Consider the following 16,754-nt stretch of genomic DNA (forward strand, 5'->3'; position numbering starts at 1 on the left):
CCGACCCGCCAGGAGGCACAGTGCGACTCTTCGATCCCAGAGCCCGTCAGGTCACCGCGCAGCAGGCTCGTCGCTACGCGATGTTCGAGATCCTGCACACGATCGCCGACGTCCTCGCCGCGCTCCTGTTCGTCGTCGGGAGCATCCTGTTCTTCTTCGAGCAGACGCAGTTCGCAGGAACGGTCTGCTTCCTGGTCGGGTCGCTCTTCTTCGCCGCGAAGCCCAGCATCCGGATCATCCGAGAGCTCTGGCTGGCCCGATCGCACAAGGTGGACCGGCTGGCGGGAAGGGCCCCGGAGGGCCCGCCGATGACCGACGGCTGACCGGTCAGCGCTGCCCCGCTCCTGCCCCCTCCCTCGTGACCGTCGCCTGTCACACCCCTCCCGCAGGCTTCGTATGCATGTTCGAAGTCATGACCCGGACTCCTTGAGGGGTGCGCCGCAGAGGCGTACAGTTCGAACCCCTGTTCGAACATCTGTGCGAAGAGGAACGGCGAGGAGCGGGAGGAGGACGCGTGATGAGCACAGCCGTGCAGGCGACGGAGGAGCGCGAGCAGCGCCTGTCCCGGGCCCGGGCCGCCCTGGGCGCGGCCGAGCGCTCCGCCGCACGCTGGGGCGGCCGGATCGACCGCACCGCCCTGCGGTCGTCGCCGCAATCCGCCGACGATGCCGCCGACGACGGGCTCGGCGCCCGCCTGCCGGTGCCGGGACCGCTGGCGACGCTGTTCCCGCGCGGCAGCCTGCGGGCCGGCAGCTCGGTGGCGCTCGAGGGTGCGGCGAGCACCTCCCTGCTGCTCTCCCTCGCGGTCGCCGCGGCGGGGGAGGACTCCTGGTGCGCGATCGCCGGGATGCCCGATCTGGGGCTGCGCGCCGCCCTGGACGCCGGGTTGGACCCCTGCCGGCTCGCCCTCGCCCCGGCCGGCGGGGACCAGCGCCCGCAGGTGCTCTCCGCCCTGGCCGACGGGGTGGGAGTGCTCGTGCTCGGCCCCGAGCTGGACCTCGCCCCCGCGCTCTGGCGCAGCCTGCTGGGTCGGGCCCGCACCGCCGACACCCTCGTCCTCGCCGCCGTCCCGCCCGGCCGTGCCGATCTCACGCTGCGGGCCACCACCTCGGGGTGGACCGGTCTCGGGCAGGGCTCGGGACGGCTGCGCCGGCGCCGCCTCGAGATCACCGCCGAGGGGCGGGGGATCGCCGGGCACCGCACGGCCCGGGTGCTGCTGCCGCAGGTGGACGGCATGATCGCGGAGGCGCCCCAGAGCGCTGCGGAGGATCGCGCCGCTGCGACCCCGATGCGGCTGCTGCCGCCGGTGCGGAGGGCGGGCTGATGAGCACGACCGTCGCACCCACCGCGACCCCCGCTGCGACCGCTGCCGCGACCCGCACCGTCGCCGTGACCGTCCCGGACTGGCCGCTGCTCGCGGCGCTGGACCGCCACCAGCGCCGCGAGGAGGACGCCCCCGCCCTCGACCTCGCCGTGGAGCCCGTGGTCCTGCTCGACCAGCACCGCGTCACCCATGCCGGGGCCGCGGCCCGGGAGGCCGGGGTGGCACCGGGGATGAAGCGCCGCGCCGCCCGGGCGGCCTGCCCCGAGGCGCTGGTGCTGGAGGCGGACCGGGAACACGAATCCTCCCTGTTCGAACTGGTCGCCGCCGCGGTGGACACGATCGCCGCCGGGGTGGACGTGCTGCGCCCCGGGGTGCTGCTGATGTCGGCCCGCGGCCCCGCGCGCCATCAGGGCGGCGAGGGGGCCCTGGCCGAGCGGATCCTCGACGCGGTCGCCGAGCTCACCGGCTGGGACTGCGCCGTCGGGATCGCCGACGGCCCCTTCGCCGCGCTGCTGGCCTCCCCGCCGGGTCGGATCGTGCGCGAGGGGCGCAGCGCCGAGTACCTCGCCCCGCACCCGATCATCACCCTGCGCAGCGCTCCCGTCGGTCCGGGCTGGGGTCATCGCGGCCAGCCCTCGGCCACCCGCCCGGAACGACGGCTGGACCTCGCCGAGACCGTCGACCTGCTGCAGCGGCTCGGCATCACCACGCTCGGCGACCTCGCTGCGCTCCCCTCGGCCGCGGTCGCCGACCGCTTCGGGCCCGACGTCGCGACCCTGCACCTGCTGGCCCGCGGCCAGGAACCCGCTCCGCCCGCCGCGCACCATCCCACCCAGCCGCTCCTCGCCGAGACCACACTGGAGACCCCGCTGGTGCGCACCGACCAGGCGGCCTTCATCGCCCGCCCGCTCGCCGAGCAGCTGCACACCATGCTGGTGGAGCGGGGGCTGGTGTGCACCCGGCTGCGGATCGTGGCCCGCACCGAGGGCGGCGAGGAGATGGAGCGCACCTGGCGGCATGACGGGGCGCTCACCGTCGCCGACATCGTGGACCGCCTCCGCTGGCAGTGCGACGGCTGGATCACCCGCGCCCGCCTGGGCGGTCCCGCGACCGGCGCGATCACCCGGATCGGCCTGCACCCGCTGCAGCTGGCCCCGGCGGGGGAGAACGCCCCCGCCCTGTGGGGCAGCGCCGGGGAGGCGGCCCAGCGCGCCTCCCGTGCCCTGGCCCGGGCCCAGGGGCTGGCGGGGGAGGACGCGGTGCAGGTCCCCGCCCTGACCGGCGGCCGGCTGCTCGCCGAGGAGGTGACGCTCGTGCCCTGGCGCAGCGAGAAGCCCGCCCGGCGCGAGGGCCCCTGGCCGGGCTCCCTGCCGCGTCCGGTGCCCGCCACCGTGTTCCGGCAGCCACCGCCGGTGCGGCTCGAGGACGCCGCGGGCCGGCCCGTCGTGGTCACCGCCCGCGGGCTGCTGAGCGCTCCACCGGCCCGGCTGCTCATCGCCGCACCGGGCCTGCCCGCCCTGCAGCGAGCGGGGCTGCGCGCCGGCTCCGGCTGCCCGGTGCTCGGCCACGGTGCCCCCGTCGTGATCGACGAGCGCTGGTGGGCGCCAGGCGGCCACCGCGCCGCCCGCCTGCAGCTGGTGGTGCGCGGCGCGGACGCCGAGGAGACCGCGGTGCTGGCGCTGTCGCGGACGGGGGAGTGGATGGTGGAGGGGCTCTATGACTGAGGGTCGATCGAAGGAGGGGGACTGATGGCCCGCTGGTTCCTGGGCCCACCCGCCTGGAAGGACCTCGAGGCGATCCTCTCGGACCGTCCCGCCGAGGTGGTCTCCCCGCCGGTCATCGTCGAGCACACCGGTCAGGCCACCGATGACACCTACCGGCCCGCCCGCACCATCGACTATGCGGAGCTGCACGCCCACTCCCATTTCAGCTTCCTCGACGGCGCCTCGAGCCCCGAGGACATGGTCACCCAGGCCGCCCGGCTGGGGCTGGGGGCGATCACCCTGGTCGACCACGACGGACTGCCCGGGGCGGTGCGCTTCGCCAAGGCCGCCGGGGAGGCGGGGATCGCCACCGTGTTCGGGGCGGAGCTCACCCTGGGCCTCGAGCCCGGGGCGGAGGCCGCGAGCGCCACCCCGATCGTCTCCGCGCCCCGTACCGGCATCCCGGACCCGGCGGGGGAGCACCTGCTGGTGCTGGTGCGGGACACGGCCGGCTACCGGCAGCTCTCGGCCGCGATCGCCCGTGCCCACCTCGACAGCGGGCAGAAGGCCGCCCCGCGCTACCGGCTGGCGGAGCTGTCGCGCCTGGCCCGGGAGGGGCATTGGCTGATCCTCACCGGCTGCCGGAAGGGAGCGGTGACCCGGGCCGCGGCCGGGCACCTGGAGAGCGGGGACCTGGAGGCGGCGGCCCGCGCGGCGGCAGGCGCCATCACCCGCCTGGTGGAGCTGTTCGGCACCGGGAACGTCGCCGTGGAGCTGGTCGCCGGCGGCGGGGGAGAGGCGGACGAGCTGCACGACGCCCTCGCCCAGGGTGCGCGCCTGGTGCGGGAGGACCACGGCCTCGATACGATCTCGCTGCCGCTGGTGGCCACCACCAACGCCCACTACGCCCACCCCTCCGACAAGCGCCTGGCGGACACCCACGCCGCCCTGCGGGCCGGGGTGCCGCTGGCCCGGGCCGACCCCCACCTCTCCTCCCGCCCCGCCCACCTGCGCAGCGGCGAGGAGATGGCCCAGCTGCTGCCCCGCTACCCGGGCGCCATCGCGCAGGCGGCGCGGCTGGGCCGGGACTGCGCGCTGGACCTGCGGCTGCTGGCCCCGGACCTGCCGCCCTTCCCGGTGCCCTCCGGGCACGACGAGGCCGGCTGGCTGGTGGAGCTGGTGGAGATCGAGGGCCGCGAGCGCTACGGCCCCCGGCCGACGGCGGAGCGTCCCGAGCAGATCCCCGGCGCCTGGGCGCAGATCGACCACGAGCTGCAGGTCATCATCGATCTGCACTTCCCCGGCTACTTCCTCATCGTCCACGAGATCGTCGACTTCTGCGCCGGGGAGGGGATCCTCGCCCAGGGGCGCGGCTCGGCCGCGAACAGCGCCGTCTGCTACGCACTGGGGATCACCGCGGTCGAACCCGTCGGCCACCACCTGCTGTTCGAACGCTTCCTGGCCCCGGAGCGGGACGGACCGCCGGACATCGACATCGACATCGCCTCCGACCGCCGCGAGGAGGTGATCCAGCACGTCTACGACCGCTACGGCCGGGAGAACGCCGCCCAGGTCGCCAACGTCATCACCTACCGGGCGAAGCTCGCGGTGCGCGACGCGGCGCGGGCGCTGGGCTACGACCCCGGCGCGCAGGACGCCTTCGCCAAGCGGATCGAGCGCTCCTTCTCCTCGCTCGCCGACGCCGACGTGCCGGGCGACGTCGTGGCCCTCGCCCATCAGCTGCGGGATGCACCGCGCCACCTCGGCATCCACTCCGGCGGGATGGTGCTCGCGGACCGCCCGGTGATCGAGGTGTGCCCGGTGCAGTGGGCCGCGATGGAGAACCGCTCCGTGCTGCAGTGGGACAAGGACGACTGCGCCGATGCGGGCCTGGTGAAGTTCGATCTGCTGGGGCTGGGGATGCTCACGGCGCTGGACCATGCACTGACGATCATCGCCGAGCATCACGGACAGCACTTCGAGCTGCGCACCCTGCCCCAGGAGGACCCCGCGGTCTACGACATGCTGTGCGCGGGGGACAGCGTGGGGGTGTTCCAGGTGGAGTCCCGCGCGCAGATCTCCACCCTGCCCCGGCTGCGGCCGCGGGTGTTCTACGACCTGGTGGTGGAGGTGGCGCTGATCCGTCCCGGCCCCATCCAGGGCGGCTCCGTGCACCCCTACATCCGGCGCCGGAACAAGGAGGAGGCGGTCACCTTCCTCCACCCGCGGCTGGAGAAGTCGCTGGGCCGCACGCTCGGGATCCCGCTGTTCCAGGAGCAGCTGATGCAGATGGTGGTCGACGTCGCCGATTTCACCCCCGCCCAGGCCGATCAGCTGCGGCGGGCGATGGGCTCCAAGCGCTCCACCCAGAAGATGCTCGAGCTCTCCGACGCCCTGTTCGCGGGGATGGCCAGGCACGGCATCGTGGGGGAGGACGCCGAGGCGGTCCACCGCAAGCTGCTCGCCTTCGCCAACTACGGCTTCCCCGAGTCCCACGCCTACTCCTTCGCGTACCTGGTCTACGCGAGCTCGTACCTGAAGTGCCACTACCCGGCCGCGTTCACCGCGGCGCTGCTGCGCTCCCAGCCGATGGGCTTCTACTCCCCGCAGTCGCTGGTCTCCGATGCCCGCCGTCATGGCGTGCTCACCCGCGGCCCGGACGTGCTCAGGAGCCGGGCCCGCACGGACCTGGAGACCGACGAGGACCATCACGGATACCAGGTGGATCCGCCGCGGGAGCAGGTCCAGGGAGAGGCTGCGGCGCGCGGCCCGGCGATCCGGCTGGGCCTGGACCAGGTGCGGGGGATCAGCACCAAGACCGCCGAGGAGATCGTGGAGGAGCGGCAGCGCGGCGGGGCGTTCGCCTCCGTCCCGGACCTCGCCCGCCGGGTGCGGCTGACCGCGCGCCAGCTCGAGGCGCTGGCCACCGCCGGGGCGCTGGACGCGCTGGCGAGCACGCGCCGGCAGGCGCTGTGGGCCGCGGGCGCCGCCGCCCAGGAGTCCCCGGGCACCCTGGCGCACCTCGCGGTCGGCGCGCAGGCGCCGATGCTGCCGGGGATGAGCGAGGCGGAGCTCGCCACCGCCGACGCCTGGGCCACCGGCATCACCCTGGACGAGCACCCGATGGCGCTGGTGCGGGCGCAGCTGGCGGCCGACGGGGTGCTCTCGATCGCCGGCACCCGGGAGGTGGAGGACTCCACCCGGATCCGGGTGGCCGGGGTGATCACCCACCGCCAGCGCCCGGCCACCGCCGGGAACGTCACCTTCCTCAGCCTCGAGGACGAGACCGGGATCCTCAACGTCGTCTGCTCCCAGGGTTTCTGGGTGCGGCACCGGGCCCTGCTGCGCACCGCCCGGGCGATCGTGCTGCGCGGCATCGTGGAGAACCGCAGCGGAGCGGTGAACCTGGTCGCCGACGAGGTGGCGCCCCTGGACCTGGCCGCGGCGGGCCGGTCCAGGGACTTCCAGTGAACAGGCGGTTCAGGCCAGCGCCGGCACCGGCCGGGCGCCCACGTGCGCGGAGCGATCGGCCAGCCGCGCCCGGCGCGAGGCCACCAGCGTCGCCGCCAGCGAGACCGCTGTCCAGGCGAGGATCGCCAGCAGGGTGCTGGTGGTGCTCACCAGCGTCCCGCCGAGCGCGGCATGCACCAGGCCCTGGGTCACGATCGACAGCGGCATCAGGGAGCTGAGCGACTGCAGCAGCTCCGGCGCGGTCTCCACCGGCAGGATCCCCACCAGCGTCACCACCTGCAGCACCATCAGCACGATCGAGGAGATCCGGCCGATGCGTGCGCCGAGCACCGTCAGCAGGCCCTGGTGCAGGGCCGCGAACATCACCGCACCGGCCAGGGTCACCACGCCCACGGTGAGCGGGGAGACCGGCGCGATGCCGATGGCGGTCAGCACCGCCAGCACCGCGACGGACTGCACCACGGCGATCACCAGCGCGGGGGCCAGCGAGCGCAGCACCACCTGCCACATCGGCAGCGCCCGGTCCAGCAGCCGGCGGCGCAGGGCCGGCAGCAGCAGGAAGGTGCCGAAGGCGCCCAGCCACAGCGCGAGCCCGGTGACGAAGGGGAAGGTGGCGGTGTCCGCACCCTCGGCCTCGTTCCACTGTTCCGCCTCGGTGCCGACGGGCGCGGCGGCCATCTCGCCCATCCGGGCGCGCTCCGTCTCGGAGTAGGTCGGCACGGAGTCCGCACCCTCGCGCAGCCCCTCGGCCAGGTCATCGCTGCCCTCGGCGAGCTGGTCGGTGCCCTCGGCGAGGTCATCGGTGCCGTCGGCCAGGTCTCCGGTGCCCTCGGCCAGCTCCTCGGTCCCGTCGGCCAGCTGATCCGCGCCGGTGCCGAGAGCGTCCGCCCCCTCGGCCAGCTCACCGGTGCCCTCGGCGAGGCCTCCTGCCCCGTCGGCACTGGCGCGGGCTCCCTCAGCCAGCTGGTCGGCGCCCACGGCGAGCTGATCCACGCCCTCGGCGTACTGCACCAGGCCCTCCTGCAGACCTGTCACCCCGTTCACCAGCTGCCCGGCACCGTCAGCGCTGCTGCGGGCACCGGTGGCGAGCTGCTGGGCGGAGGCGGTGAGGCCGGGATTCTCGCCGGTGCCGTCTCCGGTGAAGGCGGTCTCGATGCCTTCGGCGTAGGTGACCAGACCCTGGGTGCCCTGGACCAGGCCGGGCTGCTGGTCGGTGCCGTTGAGCCCGTCGGCGAGCTGCTGGACGCCGGCCGCGGCATCGGTCGCGCCCTGTCCCACGCCCTGCGCGGTGGCGGTCAGCCCGGGGTTCTGGGCGGTGCCGTCGCCGCTGACGACCGTGTCCAGGCCGGAGGCGGCCTCGTCCACACCGGCGACGTACTGGACCATCCCGCCGGCCTGGCCGCACAGCAGCTGTGCCTGGTCGTCCTCGGGGTATCGCTCGGCGAGCGCGCAGGCGGACTGCTCCATGCTCCCGGACAGCGCGGTCATGCCGGGCTCCTCCGCGGTGCCTGCACCGTCGACGAGCTCGTCCATCCCGGTGGCGATGTCCCCGGCGGACGTGCTGTAGGCGACCACGCCCTCGGCGGCCTGGGCGAGGCCGGGCTGGTCGGGGGTGCCGGCCAGTCCGTCGGCGGCCTGCTGCGCGCCCTGGCCGAGCTCGGCGGCGCCGCCTGCGACCCGCTGTGCGGTGGGGACCAGGCCGGGGTTCTCGGCGGTGCCGTCACCGGAGACGGCGGCGTCGGTCCGGGCGATCCCGCCCGCGAACTGCTCGAGGCCGGTGGCGAGCTGATCAGCGCCGGCGACCAGGCCCGGATTCTGGGCGGTGCCGTCACCCTCGACACCCGCGGCCAGCTGCCGGGCGCCGTCGAGCAGACCCGGCTGCCCGTCGGTGCCGTGCATGCCGTCCTGGAGACCGTGGGCGCCGCGCGCGAGGTCCTCCGCGCCGGTGGCCAGGTCGTCGAGGCCGTCGGCGAGCGTGCGGGATCCGTCGGCCAGCTGCCAGCTGCCGTCGGCGAAGGTCCACACCCCGTCGGAGAACGTCCGCGCTCCGTCGGCCGCGTCGTCGGTGCCCTCGGCGAGGGTGCGGGTGCCGTCGGCCAGCTCCTGGGCGCCGTCGTCGAGCTCCGAGCTGCCGTCGGCGAGCTCCCGGGCGCCGTCCGCGGAGTCGGAGAGACCCTCCTGGATGTCGTTGAAGCCGAGGTAGAGGCCGTTGAGGTACTGCTCGGCCATCTGCCCGCCCATGGTGGAGGCGGAGGCCTCGGCGACCGCGGTGCCCACCAGGGTGTTGATCTGGCCGCTGGCGTCGTTGGTGGTGACCTCGAGGATCGCCTGGGATGCCTCCGGGGTGCCAATGGTGGCCAGGTGCTTCGAGAAGTCCTCCGGGATCACCACGAGGGCGGAGTAGTCGCCGTCCGCCAGGCCCTGCTCGGCGTCCTCCAGGTTGGTCAGCTGCCAGTCGAAGCCGGTGGTCTCCGGGATCTCCTGCCCCTCGACGGTGCCGGGCTGGGTGAGCGCGCCGGCCAGCAGCCGGCCGAAGGGCACGGACTGGACCTCGCCGTCGGCGTTCTCGATCTCGGCACCCGTATCCAGGTTCACCACGGCTGCGGGCACGGTGTCCAGGCGGTCCACCCGGCCGCTGAGGGCCCACATGCCGAGCCCGACCACCAGCAGCGGCAGCACCAGGACGACGAGGAGGGTGCGGGGATGCGACAGGCGGTTCATGCGTGGGCTCCTTCGAGGGTCGAGGCGGTGGAGCGCTGGACGGACAGGGCGAGCAGACGGTCGGGAGCGCGCAGCGCGCCGTGCAGGCGGCGCTCGGCGTCGATGGGATGGTCCTTGCGGGAGCCGACGATCACCGTGGCCCCGGCCTCCAGCAGCGCATCGAGGCGCGCGATGAGCATGTCGTCGCTGGCGGCGGCATGCGCGAGGTCGCCGATCTGCTCGATGACGACGACGGTGCGGTCCAGGCCGTGCTCGCTGAGCCCGGCCAGGCGCTCGGAGACCTGCTCGCCGGCACCGATCCAGTGGGTGCGGCCCTGGATCGCGGCGACGTCGTCGGGGGCGAGGCGGTCGTGGACGGCGAGGATCCCGGAGCGGGGGCGGTGACGTCCCGCGGCGAGCGCGAGGAAGGTCCCGCGCGCGGCGTCGTCCGGTGCGCGCACCACCAGCAGGGTGCCGGGGGCGATGGCACCGGTCAGCGGACCCAGGGTGCCGGGCGCGCCCAGCAGCGGGGCGACGGTGTCCTCGAGGCGCAGCGCATGCTGTCCGTGCTCCTGGGTCCAGCGGCGGTGCTCGAGCACCGCGGCCAGGCCCTCGCCCTCGACGTCGACCGTGGGCAGCGCGCGGGACAGCCATCCCGGCAGCCACCAGGCGTGCCGGTCCAGCAGCGCGAGCACGGCGGGCACGAAGGTCATCCGCACCACGAAGGCATCGACCAGCACGCCCACGGCGAGGGCGACGGCGATCGGCTGCAGCATGAACCAGCCGGAGGTGACGAAGCCGGCGAAGACCGAGACCATGATCAGGGCGGCGGCGGTGACCACCGGGGCGTTCGCGGTGAAGCCCCGCTCGATCGCGCCGCGGGCATCGCCGGTGTGCACGAACTCCTCGCGCATCCTCGAGACCAGGAACACCTCGTAGTCCATCGCCAGGCCGAACAGCACCCCCATCACCATGATCGGCATGAAGGAGACGACCGGGCCGTTGACGTGGACGAACAGCGGGCCGTTGAACCAGCCGTACTCGAACACCATCGCGGTCACCCCGAAGGCCGCCGCGACCGAGAACAGGTAGCCGACGGAGGCCTTGAGCGGCACCCAGATCGAGCGGAACACCAGGGCGAGCAGGATCAGGGAGAGACCGACGACGAACAGTGCGAAGGGCAGCAGCGCGGAGGAGAGCTTGTCGGTGACGTCGATGCCGACGGCGGTGGCACCGGTGACGGTGACATCGGAGATCGACAGCTCCTGCTCCCAGCCGTCGGCGCGGTCCCGCAGCTCGGCGACCAGATCCTTGGTGGACTGGTCGGTGGGGCCGCCCTCGGGGATCACCACCACCACGGCCATGTCCGCCCCCTGGTTCGGGGTCGCCAGCTGGATCTCCTTGACGTTCTCGAGGGCGGCGACGTCGCTCTCGAGCTCGTCGACCACGCCGAGCGGATCGGTGGTGTTGATGATGTCGGCCGTCACCAGCAGCGGACCGTTGTAGCCGGGACCGAACTCCTCGGCGACCAGATCGTAGGTGTCGCGGGCGGCGGTGCCGCGCGGTTCGGTGCCCAGATCCGGCAGGGCGAGCTCGAGGTCCTTGATCGGCAGGGCGAGAGCGCCGACGCCGACGATCACCACCAGGATCGTCAGTGCGGGCACCTTCGTCACCAGGCGCACCCAGCTGCGGCGGAGGCTGCGGCGGGGCGCCGCCTGCGGGTCGGGCGCGGGCAGGGCGCCGCCGTTCTCCTGCATCCGGCGGCGGATGCGGCGCGGGCGCAGCCGCTCCCCGAAGATCCCCAGCAGCGCCGGGAGCATGGTCAGCGCGACCACCACGGACAGCGCGACGGTCGCGGCCGCGGCCACACCCATCACGGTGAGGAAGGGGATACCGGTGATGAACAGGCCCACCAGGGCGACGATCACGGTCATGCCGGCGAAGATCACGGCGCTGCCGGAGGTGGCCAGGGCCTTGCCGATCGAGTCGCGGACGTCATCGCCCTGGCTGAGCTGGTCGCGGTGGCGGGAGAGGATGAACAGGGCGTAGTCGATGCCGACGGCGAGGCCGAGCATCGCGCCGAGCGCGGTGGTCACCGAGGGGATGTCGACCCCTGCGGAGAGGGCGACCAGGGCGAGCATCGAGACGCCGACGCCGACGATCGCGGTGATGATCGGGATCACCGCGGGGACCAGGGAGCGGAACACGATCGCGAGGATGAGCAGGGCCACGATCACGCCCGCGATCTCGCCGATGCCGAACGGGATCTCCGAGCTGTGCAGCACCTGACCGCCGAGGTTCGCGTCCAGCGCCGCGGTGTCGGCCTCCTCGACCAGCCGGCTGATCTCCTCGACAGATGCTTCGGGATACACCCCGGTCGGGAAGTCCATCTGGAACTGGGCGATCAGCGCGGTGCCGTCCTCGCTGAGGGTGCCGGGGGAGAGGTCGTCGAAGGGGGAGGGGGCGACCGAGACGTGCTCGACCTCTCCGATGTCGCTCATCAGCGCATCGATCTGGTCCTGGTGCTCGTCCACCGGGGAGCCGTCCTCGGTGACGAACACCACCTGCCCGGCGGTGCCGCCCATCTCCGGGAAGCGGTTGGCCAGGGCGTCGATGCCGCGCTGCCCCTCGGTGCCGGGAATCTCGATGTCGGAGGTGAAGGTGCCGCCGAGACCCGCGGCGAGACCGCCGACGATCACCAGCAGCAGGACCCAGCCGCCGACGATCTTCCAGCGCAGGGAGGCCATCAGCAGACCGAGGCGGTACAGGGACGAGGACACGGGACCTCCAGGTCGCAGACGAGCAGGGGAGACGTCGACCGCCTGTTCGAGACGCCCACGCATTCGATACAGAACTGTATCGGTGCGATACTGTCGGAACAACACCCCGGCACGAACGGATGGCGGGGGAGTGAGCGTCGACACATCCACGAGGAGCCATGAGCGAACTGTTCGAGCCGCTGCCGGAGTCCGCGGGCACCCGGCGCCGGGAGAACACCCGCACCAAGCTCGTCCGAGCCTCGCTCGAGGTCTTCGTCGAGAAGGGGATCGACGGCGCGACGGTGGATGACCTGGTCACCGCCGCCGGCTTCACCCGCGGTGCCTTCTATTCGAACTTCTCCACCAAGGAGGAGGTCTTCACCGCCCTGTTCGACGAGGTCACCGCCGAGCTCATCGCGATCGCGAACAGCTCGGTCGTCTCCGCGGTGACCGAGGCCGAGGAGCGCGGCAGCACCCGGGTCACGGACCTCGATGACGCGGGCGTCATGCTCGCGGTGTTCGAGGGGATCCGCCCCTTCGGCCGCCAGTGGTACCTGCTGTACTCGGATGCAATCGCGCGCTCCCTGCGCGACGAGCAGATGCGCGCCGCGCTCGCGGTGCAGCGGGAGCGGCTCCGGGATCAGATCGGCGCGCTGCTCTCGAGTCGGCTCGAGGCCTCCGGTGCGCGGGCCCTGCTGGCACCGGAGGATCTGGCGCAGCTGCTGATGGGCATCTTCATCGACCTGATGCTGCGTGAGCAGATGGAGGACCGCGACGTCACGGAGCTCGCCGCGACCACGATCCTGGGCACTCTGCACGCCTTCATCGCGCCGCGCCCGCGCTGATCGCGCCACTCACCTCCCGATCCGTCCGTTTCGCCGCGACACGCCGGGATCGGGTGGATCGCAGCCTCCTCGGGGAGGGGAGCACGTAGCGTCTGCACGGTGTGACGACCGTCGCACGATCCGTTCCTGCTTCCCTGCTTCCCCCAGGAGACGCCATGTCGTCATACCGACCCCGCCATCTCACCCCTCCTCCTGCCGCACCCGAGCTGGTCGGCCCCTCCCGTCGTTCCCTGCTGCGAGGCGGCGCGCTCGGCGCGGCCGCTCTCGGCACGGGCACCGCGACCCTCGTCGCCCCGGCCGCTCAGGCCGCCGGCATCTTTGGGCAGGACGTCTCCGGCTGGCAGGGGGAGGTCGACTGGGCCGCTCAGGCCGCCCTCGGCTCCCGCTTCGCCTACGTCAAGGCCACCGAGGGCCGTTCGTACCGCAGTCCTGCCTTCGACCATCAGTACCTCGGGGCCGGGAACGCGGGGCTCGTGCGCGGCGGCTACCACTTCGCCCGCCCCGACTCCGGTGGACCCGAGGAGCAGGTGGACTTCTTCCTCAACAACGGCGGCGGCTGGTCCGAGGACGGCGTCACGCTGCCGGGCATGCTCGACCTCGAGGGCTACTCCGGGCTCCCGCGCGACTACGGGCTCTCCCGCCAGGAGATGCGCGAGTGGATCATGGGCTTCTCCGATCGCTACCGCGAGCAGACCGGGCGCCGACCCGCCCTCTACACGAACCTGCACTGGTGGAACGATGTGGTGGGGGACTGGACCCCGGTGAACTCCCCGCTGTTCCTCGCCGCCTACCGTGAGGACCGCCCCACGACCCTGCCGGGGCGCTGGTGGGGCTGGGAGATGTGGCAGTACTCGACCTCCGGCCCGTTCGCCGGCGACTCCAACCTCTGGTTCGGCGGCGAGGAGCAGTTCGCGCGCTTCGTCGGCGAATACGACTACGGCGCCGCAGGAATCTGAGCTCTCGCAGCGTGTCGTGCACGCGAGCGGGCCGTGACCCCATGGTCGCGGCCCGCCGTGCTGTGTACCCTTCCCCGGTGATCACAGAACAGAACACTCCACCCGCCCGCCAGCACTCTGGACGCCCGGCCGGCGCCGTCTACGCCGACCGGGGCAGCTCTCACTTCGACATCCTCCTCGCCGCCATGGTCACCGTGGTCGTGCTCTCGGGGATCGGCGCCGCCAAGGGCGTCAGCTTCGGGACCATCCCGGGCACCGGCTTCGACATCCTCACCGACGGCGGCTTCTTCCTCTTCCCCCTCGCGTACGTGCTGGGCGACATCATCACCGAGCTCTACGGGGCTCGCAGCGCCCGCCGCGCGATCCTCACCTCCTTCGCCGTGAGCATCCTGGCCTCGGTCAGCTACCAGGTGATCATCGCCCTGCCCCCGTTCCCGGGCGAGTACGGCCAGGCCAAGCAGGAGGCCCTCGAGCTCGCGCTGGGGCCGGTCTGGATCATCGTCCTCGCCGGACTCGCGGGCTTCCTGGCCGGCCAGAGCCTGAACTCCTTCGTGGTGACCCGCATGAAGCGCCGGATGGGGGAGCGGGGCCTGATCGCGCGGCTGTTCACCTCCTCCGGACTCGGCGAGCTGGTGGACACCATCATCTTCTGCTCGATCGCCTCGGTCGCGATCGGCATCACCACCCTCGAGCAGTGGGCCGAATACACGATCCTCGGCTTCGTCTACAAGGTGATCGTCCAGTACGCGATGATCCCGGTGACCTCCGCCGTGATCCGCTGGCTGAAGCGCACCGACCCCACCTACCAGGAGCGGCTCGCGGCAGCCCGGCAGTCCGCCGCCTGACCCGGCGTGCACCCGCCTCCGACGCCTGCATAGGATGTGCCGATCGAGCCGGGCGGGATCCCTGTGATCCCCCGGCTCGACGTCTGCCCGCCTCGAAAGGACCCCCGTGGCCTCCGCCGCCGACGACACCCCGCGCGAGGACTCTCGCCAGGAGCCGACCGCCTCCACCGGCTCCCTCCCCACCATCACCGGCGCGATCCCCACCATCACCGGCGCGATCCCCGTGCTCGAGGACCCGGCGGATCACGAGTTCGCCCACCTGCCCGAGGAGCAGGAGCTCAGCCGCACCCGCGGCAAGGTGACCGCGATGGTGATCCTCGTGCTCACCACCCTCAGCGCGATCGGCCCGCTGGCCACCGACATGTACATCCCGGCCTTCCCCGAGGTCGCGGGCGAGCTGTCGACCAGCGCCTCGCGGATGCAGCTGACCATCACCGCGTTCTTCCTCGGCACCGCGAGCGGTCAGGTGGTCGCCGGCCCGCTCTCGGACCGGATGGGGCGCCGCGCACCGCTGCTGATCGGTATCGTCCTGTGCCTGCTGGCCTCGATCGGCTGCGCCCTCGCGCCGAGCGTGGAGATCCTGCTGGTGCTGCGCGTGCTGCAGGGGATCGGCGGCGGCTTCGGGATGGTGCTGGGCCGAGCGGTGCTGATCGACATGACCGACGGCCCGGAGCTGTTCCGGATCATGAACATCATGCAGGGCGTGGGCGGCGTCGCCCCGATCGTCGCCCCGCTGCTGGGCGGCATCATCCTGGTGTTCGGCCAGTGGCGCGAGATCTTCCTGGTGATCGCCGCGATGTCGCTGATCTCGCTGCTCGGGGTGCTCCTGCTGATCCCGGAGTCGCTGCCGGTCTCCCGTCGGCACTCCGGCGGCTTCCGCACCTTCCTGCGGAACGTGCGCTCGCTGCTGCGCCGACGCATCTTCGTCGCGTACATGCTGGTCAATGCCTTCTCGGCGTTCGCGCTGATGGCGTACGTCTCGGCCTCCTCCTTCGTGGTCCAGGAGATGCTCGGCTTCACCTCGACGGAGTATTCGGTGAGCTTCGCGATCAACTCGCTGGGGATGATGACGATGTCGCTGCTCTCGGCGCGGCTGACCCGCACCATCCATCCGCGCAAGCTCATCCGGGTGGGGCTGATCGTGGTGTCGCTGGCGAGCTTCGCGCTGCTGATCGGGAGCCTGTTCCTGGACACCCCGGCGTGGATCGTGCTGCCGGCGTTCTTCTTCACCGTCGCACCCCAGGGCATGATCTTCGGCAACGGCGGGGCGCTCGCCTCGAGCCAGGCGAGGGAGTTCGCGGGCACCGGCTCAGCGATGCTGGGGCTGGGCTTCTCGTTCTCGGCCTCGCTCGCCGCGCCGCTGGTGGGCATCGCTGGCACCCACTCCTCGCTGCCGATGGCGATCGCGATGGTCGTGGGCTGCCTGATCTCGGCGACCTTCTTCGTGCTGGCCGGCCGGGGGAGCAGCACCGCGAACCCGCATGCCGGAGCAGCATGATCCTGCCCGAGGTGCGCGATCCGCGGATGGTGACGATCCGCCGCGGCGGGAGCCTGCGCGACGAGCATCATCAGCTGCTGGCACTCTGGGCGGCCGACTGCGCCGAGCACGTGCTGGAGCTGTTCGAGACCGAGCGGTGCGACGATGCACGGCCGCAGCAGGCGATCTCCGCGGCGCGTGCCTGGGCCGCCGGCGAGATGCCGATGATGCGGGCCCGGGCGCTCGGAGGGCACGCGATGGGTGCCGCCCGGCCTCTGCGCGGGGCGGCCCGGTTCGCCGCCTGTTCGGCGGGCCAGGCGGCCTGCGTGGGCCATGTCGCCGAACACGATCTGGGGGCGGCCGCGTACGCGCTGAAGGCCGTGCGCAGTGCTCACGGTGATCCCGCGCTGAGGACGGAGCGGGAGTGGCAGCGCGGGCAGCTGCCGGAGCAGATCCGTGACCTGGTGCTCGAGGACCAGGTCAGTCGCGACACGATCTGCTGGAACGTGTTCTCGCTGTGACGTGGTGATCGTCGGGGCCGCTTCAGCCCTCGTCCCCGGCGAGCACTGCGAGGTCCCGCTCGGCGTGGCGCTGGTGCTCGACGAGCAGCAGACACAGCGCTTTGACCTGCAGTGATGCAGTGAATGTGCAGGTCAACGGCCTGCAGTGGAGAG

General features: G+C 72.8%; 11 protein-coding genes. 9 read left to right on the plus strand and 2 right to left on the minus strand.

Annotated features, from left to right (window positions below; genetic code table 11):
• Positions 1-20 precede the first annotated feature (20 nt).
• The 4 genes from CFK38_RS11080 (at position 21) to CFK38_RS11095 (ending at position 6,498) form a co-directional block, all read left to right on the plus strand.
• Positions 21-323, plus strand: a complete 303-nt coding sequence (locus tag CFK38_RS11080) for a YrhK family protein (RefSeq protein ID WP_096803121.1) — start codon at positions 21-23, stop codon at positions 321-323.
• A 194-nt stretch (positions 324-517) separates the two neighbouring features.
• Positions 518-1,324 (plus strand): hypothetical protein, encoded by an 807-nt coding sequence (locus CFK38_RS11085; protein WP_245851009.1) that lies wholly within the window; start codon positions 518-520, stop codon positions 1,322-1,324.
• On the plus strand, positions 1,324-3,048 hold the full coding sequence (locus tag CFK38_RS11090; RefSeq protein ID WP_096803122.1) for a DNA polymerase Y family protein: 1,725 nt from the start codon (positions 1,324-1,326) through the stop codon (positions 3,046-3,048). Before CFK38_RS11085 ends, CFK38_RS11090 begins: the two co-directional genes overlap by 1 nt.
• 24 nt (positions 3,049-3,072) lie before the next feature.
• Positions 3,073-6,498, plus strand: coding sequence for an error-prone DNA polymerase (locus CFK38_RS11095; protein ID WP_096803123.1), 3,426 nt, complete (start codon positions 3,073-3,075; stop codon positions 6,496-6,498).
• Between the two features lie 9 nt (positions 6,499-6,507).
• On the opposite strand, the gene CFK38_RS11100 is transcribed toward CFK38_RS11095, so the two are convergent.
• Both CFK38_RS11100 and CFK38_RS11105 read right to left on the minus strand, forming a co-directional pair.
• Positions 6,508-9,219 carry a YhgE/Pip domain-containing protein gene (locus CFK38_RS11100; RefSeq protein ID WP_096803124.1) on the minus strand — a complete coding sequence of 904 codons (2,712 nt, stop codon included), beginning with the start codon at positions 9,217-9,219 and terminating at the stop codon, positions 6,508-6,510.
• Entirely contained in the window at positions 9,216-11,978 is a 2,763-nt protein-coding gene (locus CFK38_RS11105; RefSeq protein ID WP_096803125.1) for an MMPL family transporter, read from the minus strand. The genes CFK38_RS11100 and CFK38_RS11105 overlap by 4 nt, the downstream gene beginning before the upstream one ends.
• A gap of 158 nt (positions 11,979-12,136) precedes the next feature.
• Between CFK38_RS11105 and CFK38_RS11110 the strand changes: the two genes are divergently transcribed.
• From CFK38_RS11110 to CFK38_RS11130, 5 genes are all read left to right on the plus strand, one after another.
• Positions 12,137-12,802 carry a TetR/AcrR family transcriptional regulator gene (locus tag CFK38_RS11110; RefSeq protein ID WP_096803126.1) on the plus strand — a complete coding sequence of 222 codons (666 nt, stop codon included), beginning with the start codon at positions 12,137-12,139 and terminating at the stop codon, positions 12,800-12,802.
• Positions 12,803-12,957: 155 nt separating this feature from the next.
• Positions 12,958-13,758, plus strand: a complete 801-nt coding sequence (locus CFK38_RS11115; RefSeq protein WP_096803127.1) for a GH25 family lysozyme — start codon at positions 12,958-12,960, stop codon at positions 13,756-13,758.
• Positions 13,759-13,835: 77 nt separating this feature from the next.
• The gene (locus tag CFK38_RS11120) at positions 13,836-14,603 is read left to right on the plus strand and encodes a queuosine precursor transporter (RefSeq protein ID WP_096804326.1); all 768 of its coding nucleotides are present in this window, start codon (positions 13,836-13,838) and stop codon (positions 14,601-14,603) included.
• A gap of 106 nt (positions 14,604-14,709) precedes the next feature.
• Positions 14,710-16,101, plus strand: coding sequence for a multidrug effflux MFS transporter (locus CFK38_RS11125; RefSeq protein ID WP_157773457.1), 1,392 nt, complete (start codon positions 14,710-14,712; stop codon positions 16,099-16,101).
• Entirely contained in the window at positions 16,098-16,601 is a 504-nt protein-coding gene (locus tag CFK38_RS11130; protein WP_096803128.1) for a putative immunity protein, read from the plus strand. The genes CFK38_RS11125 and CFK38_RS11130 overlap by 4 nt, the downstream gene beginning before the upstream one ends.
• Positions 16,602-16,754: the final 153 nt, after the last annotated feature.

Origin of the sequence: Brachybacterium vulturis (genome assembly GCF_002407185.1) — a bacterium.
GTDB lineage: Bacteria > Actinomycetota > Actinomycetes > Actinomycetales > Dermabacteraceae > Brachybacterium > Brachybacterium vulturis.

Bases quoted from the DNA above. Each gene is read 5' to 3' on its own strand.
- CFK38_RS11085 (WP_245851009.1), top strand. From the start codon at position 518: ATGAGCACAGCCGTGCAGGCGACGGAGGAGCGCGAGCAGCGCCTGTCC.
- CFK38_RS11090 (WP_096803122.1), top strand. From the start codon at position 1,324: ATGAGCACGACCGTCGCACCCACCGCGACCCCCGCTGCGACCGCTGCC.
- CFK38_RS11095 (WP_096803123.1), top strand. From the start codon at position 3,073: ATGGCCCGCTGGTTCCTGGGCCCACCCGCCTGGAAGGACCTCGAGGCG.
- CFK38_RS11100 (WP_096803124.1), bottom strand. From the start codon at position 9,219: ATGAACCGCCTGTCGCATCCCCGCACCCTCCTCGTCGTCCTGGTGCTG.
- CFK38_RS11110 (WP_096803126.1), top strand. From the start codon at position 12,137: ATGAGCGAACTGTTCGAGCCGCTGCCGGAGTCCGCGGGCACCCGGCGC.
- CFK38_RS11115 (WP_096803127.1), top strand. From the start codon at position 12,958: ATGTCGTCATACCGACCCCGCCATCTCACCCCTCCTCCTGCCGCACCC.
- CFK38_RS11130 (WP_096803128.1), top strand. From the start codon at position 16,098: ATGATCCTGCCCGAGGTGCGCGATCCGCGGATGGTGACGATCCGCCGC.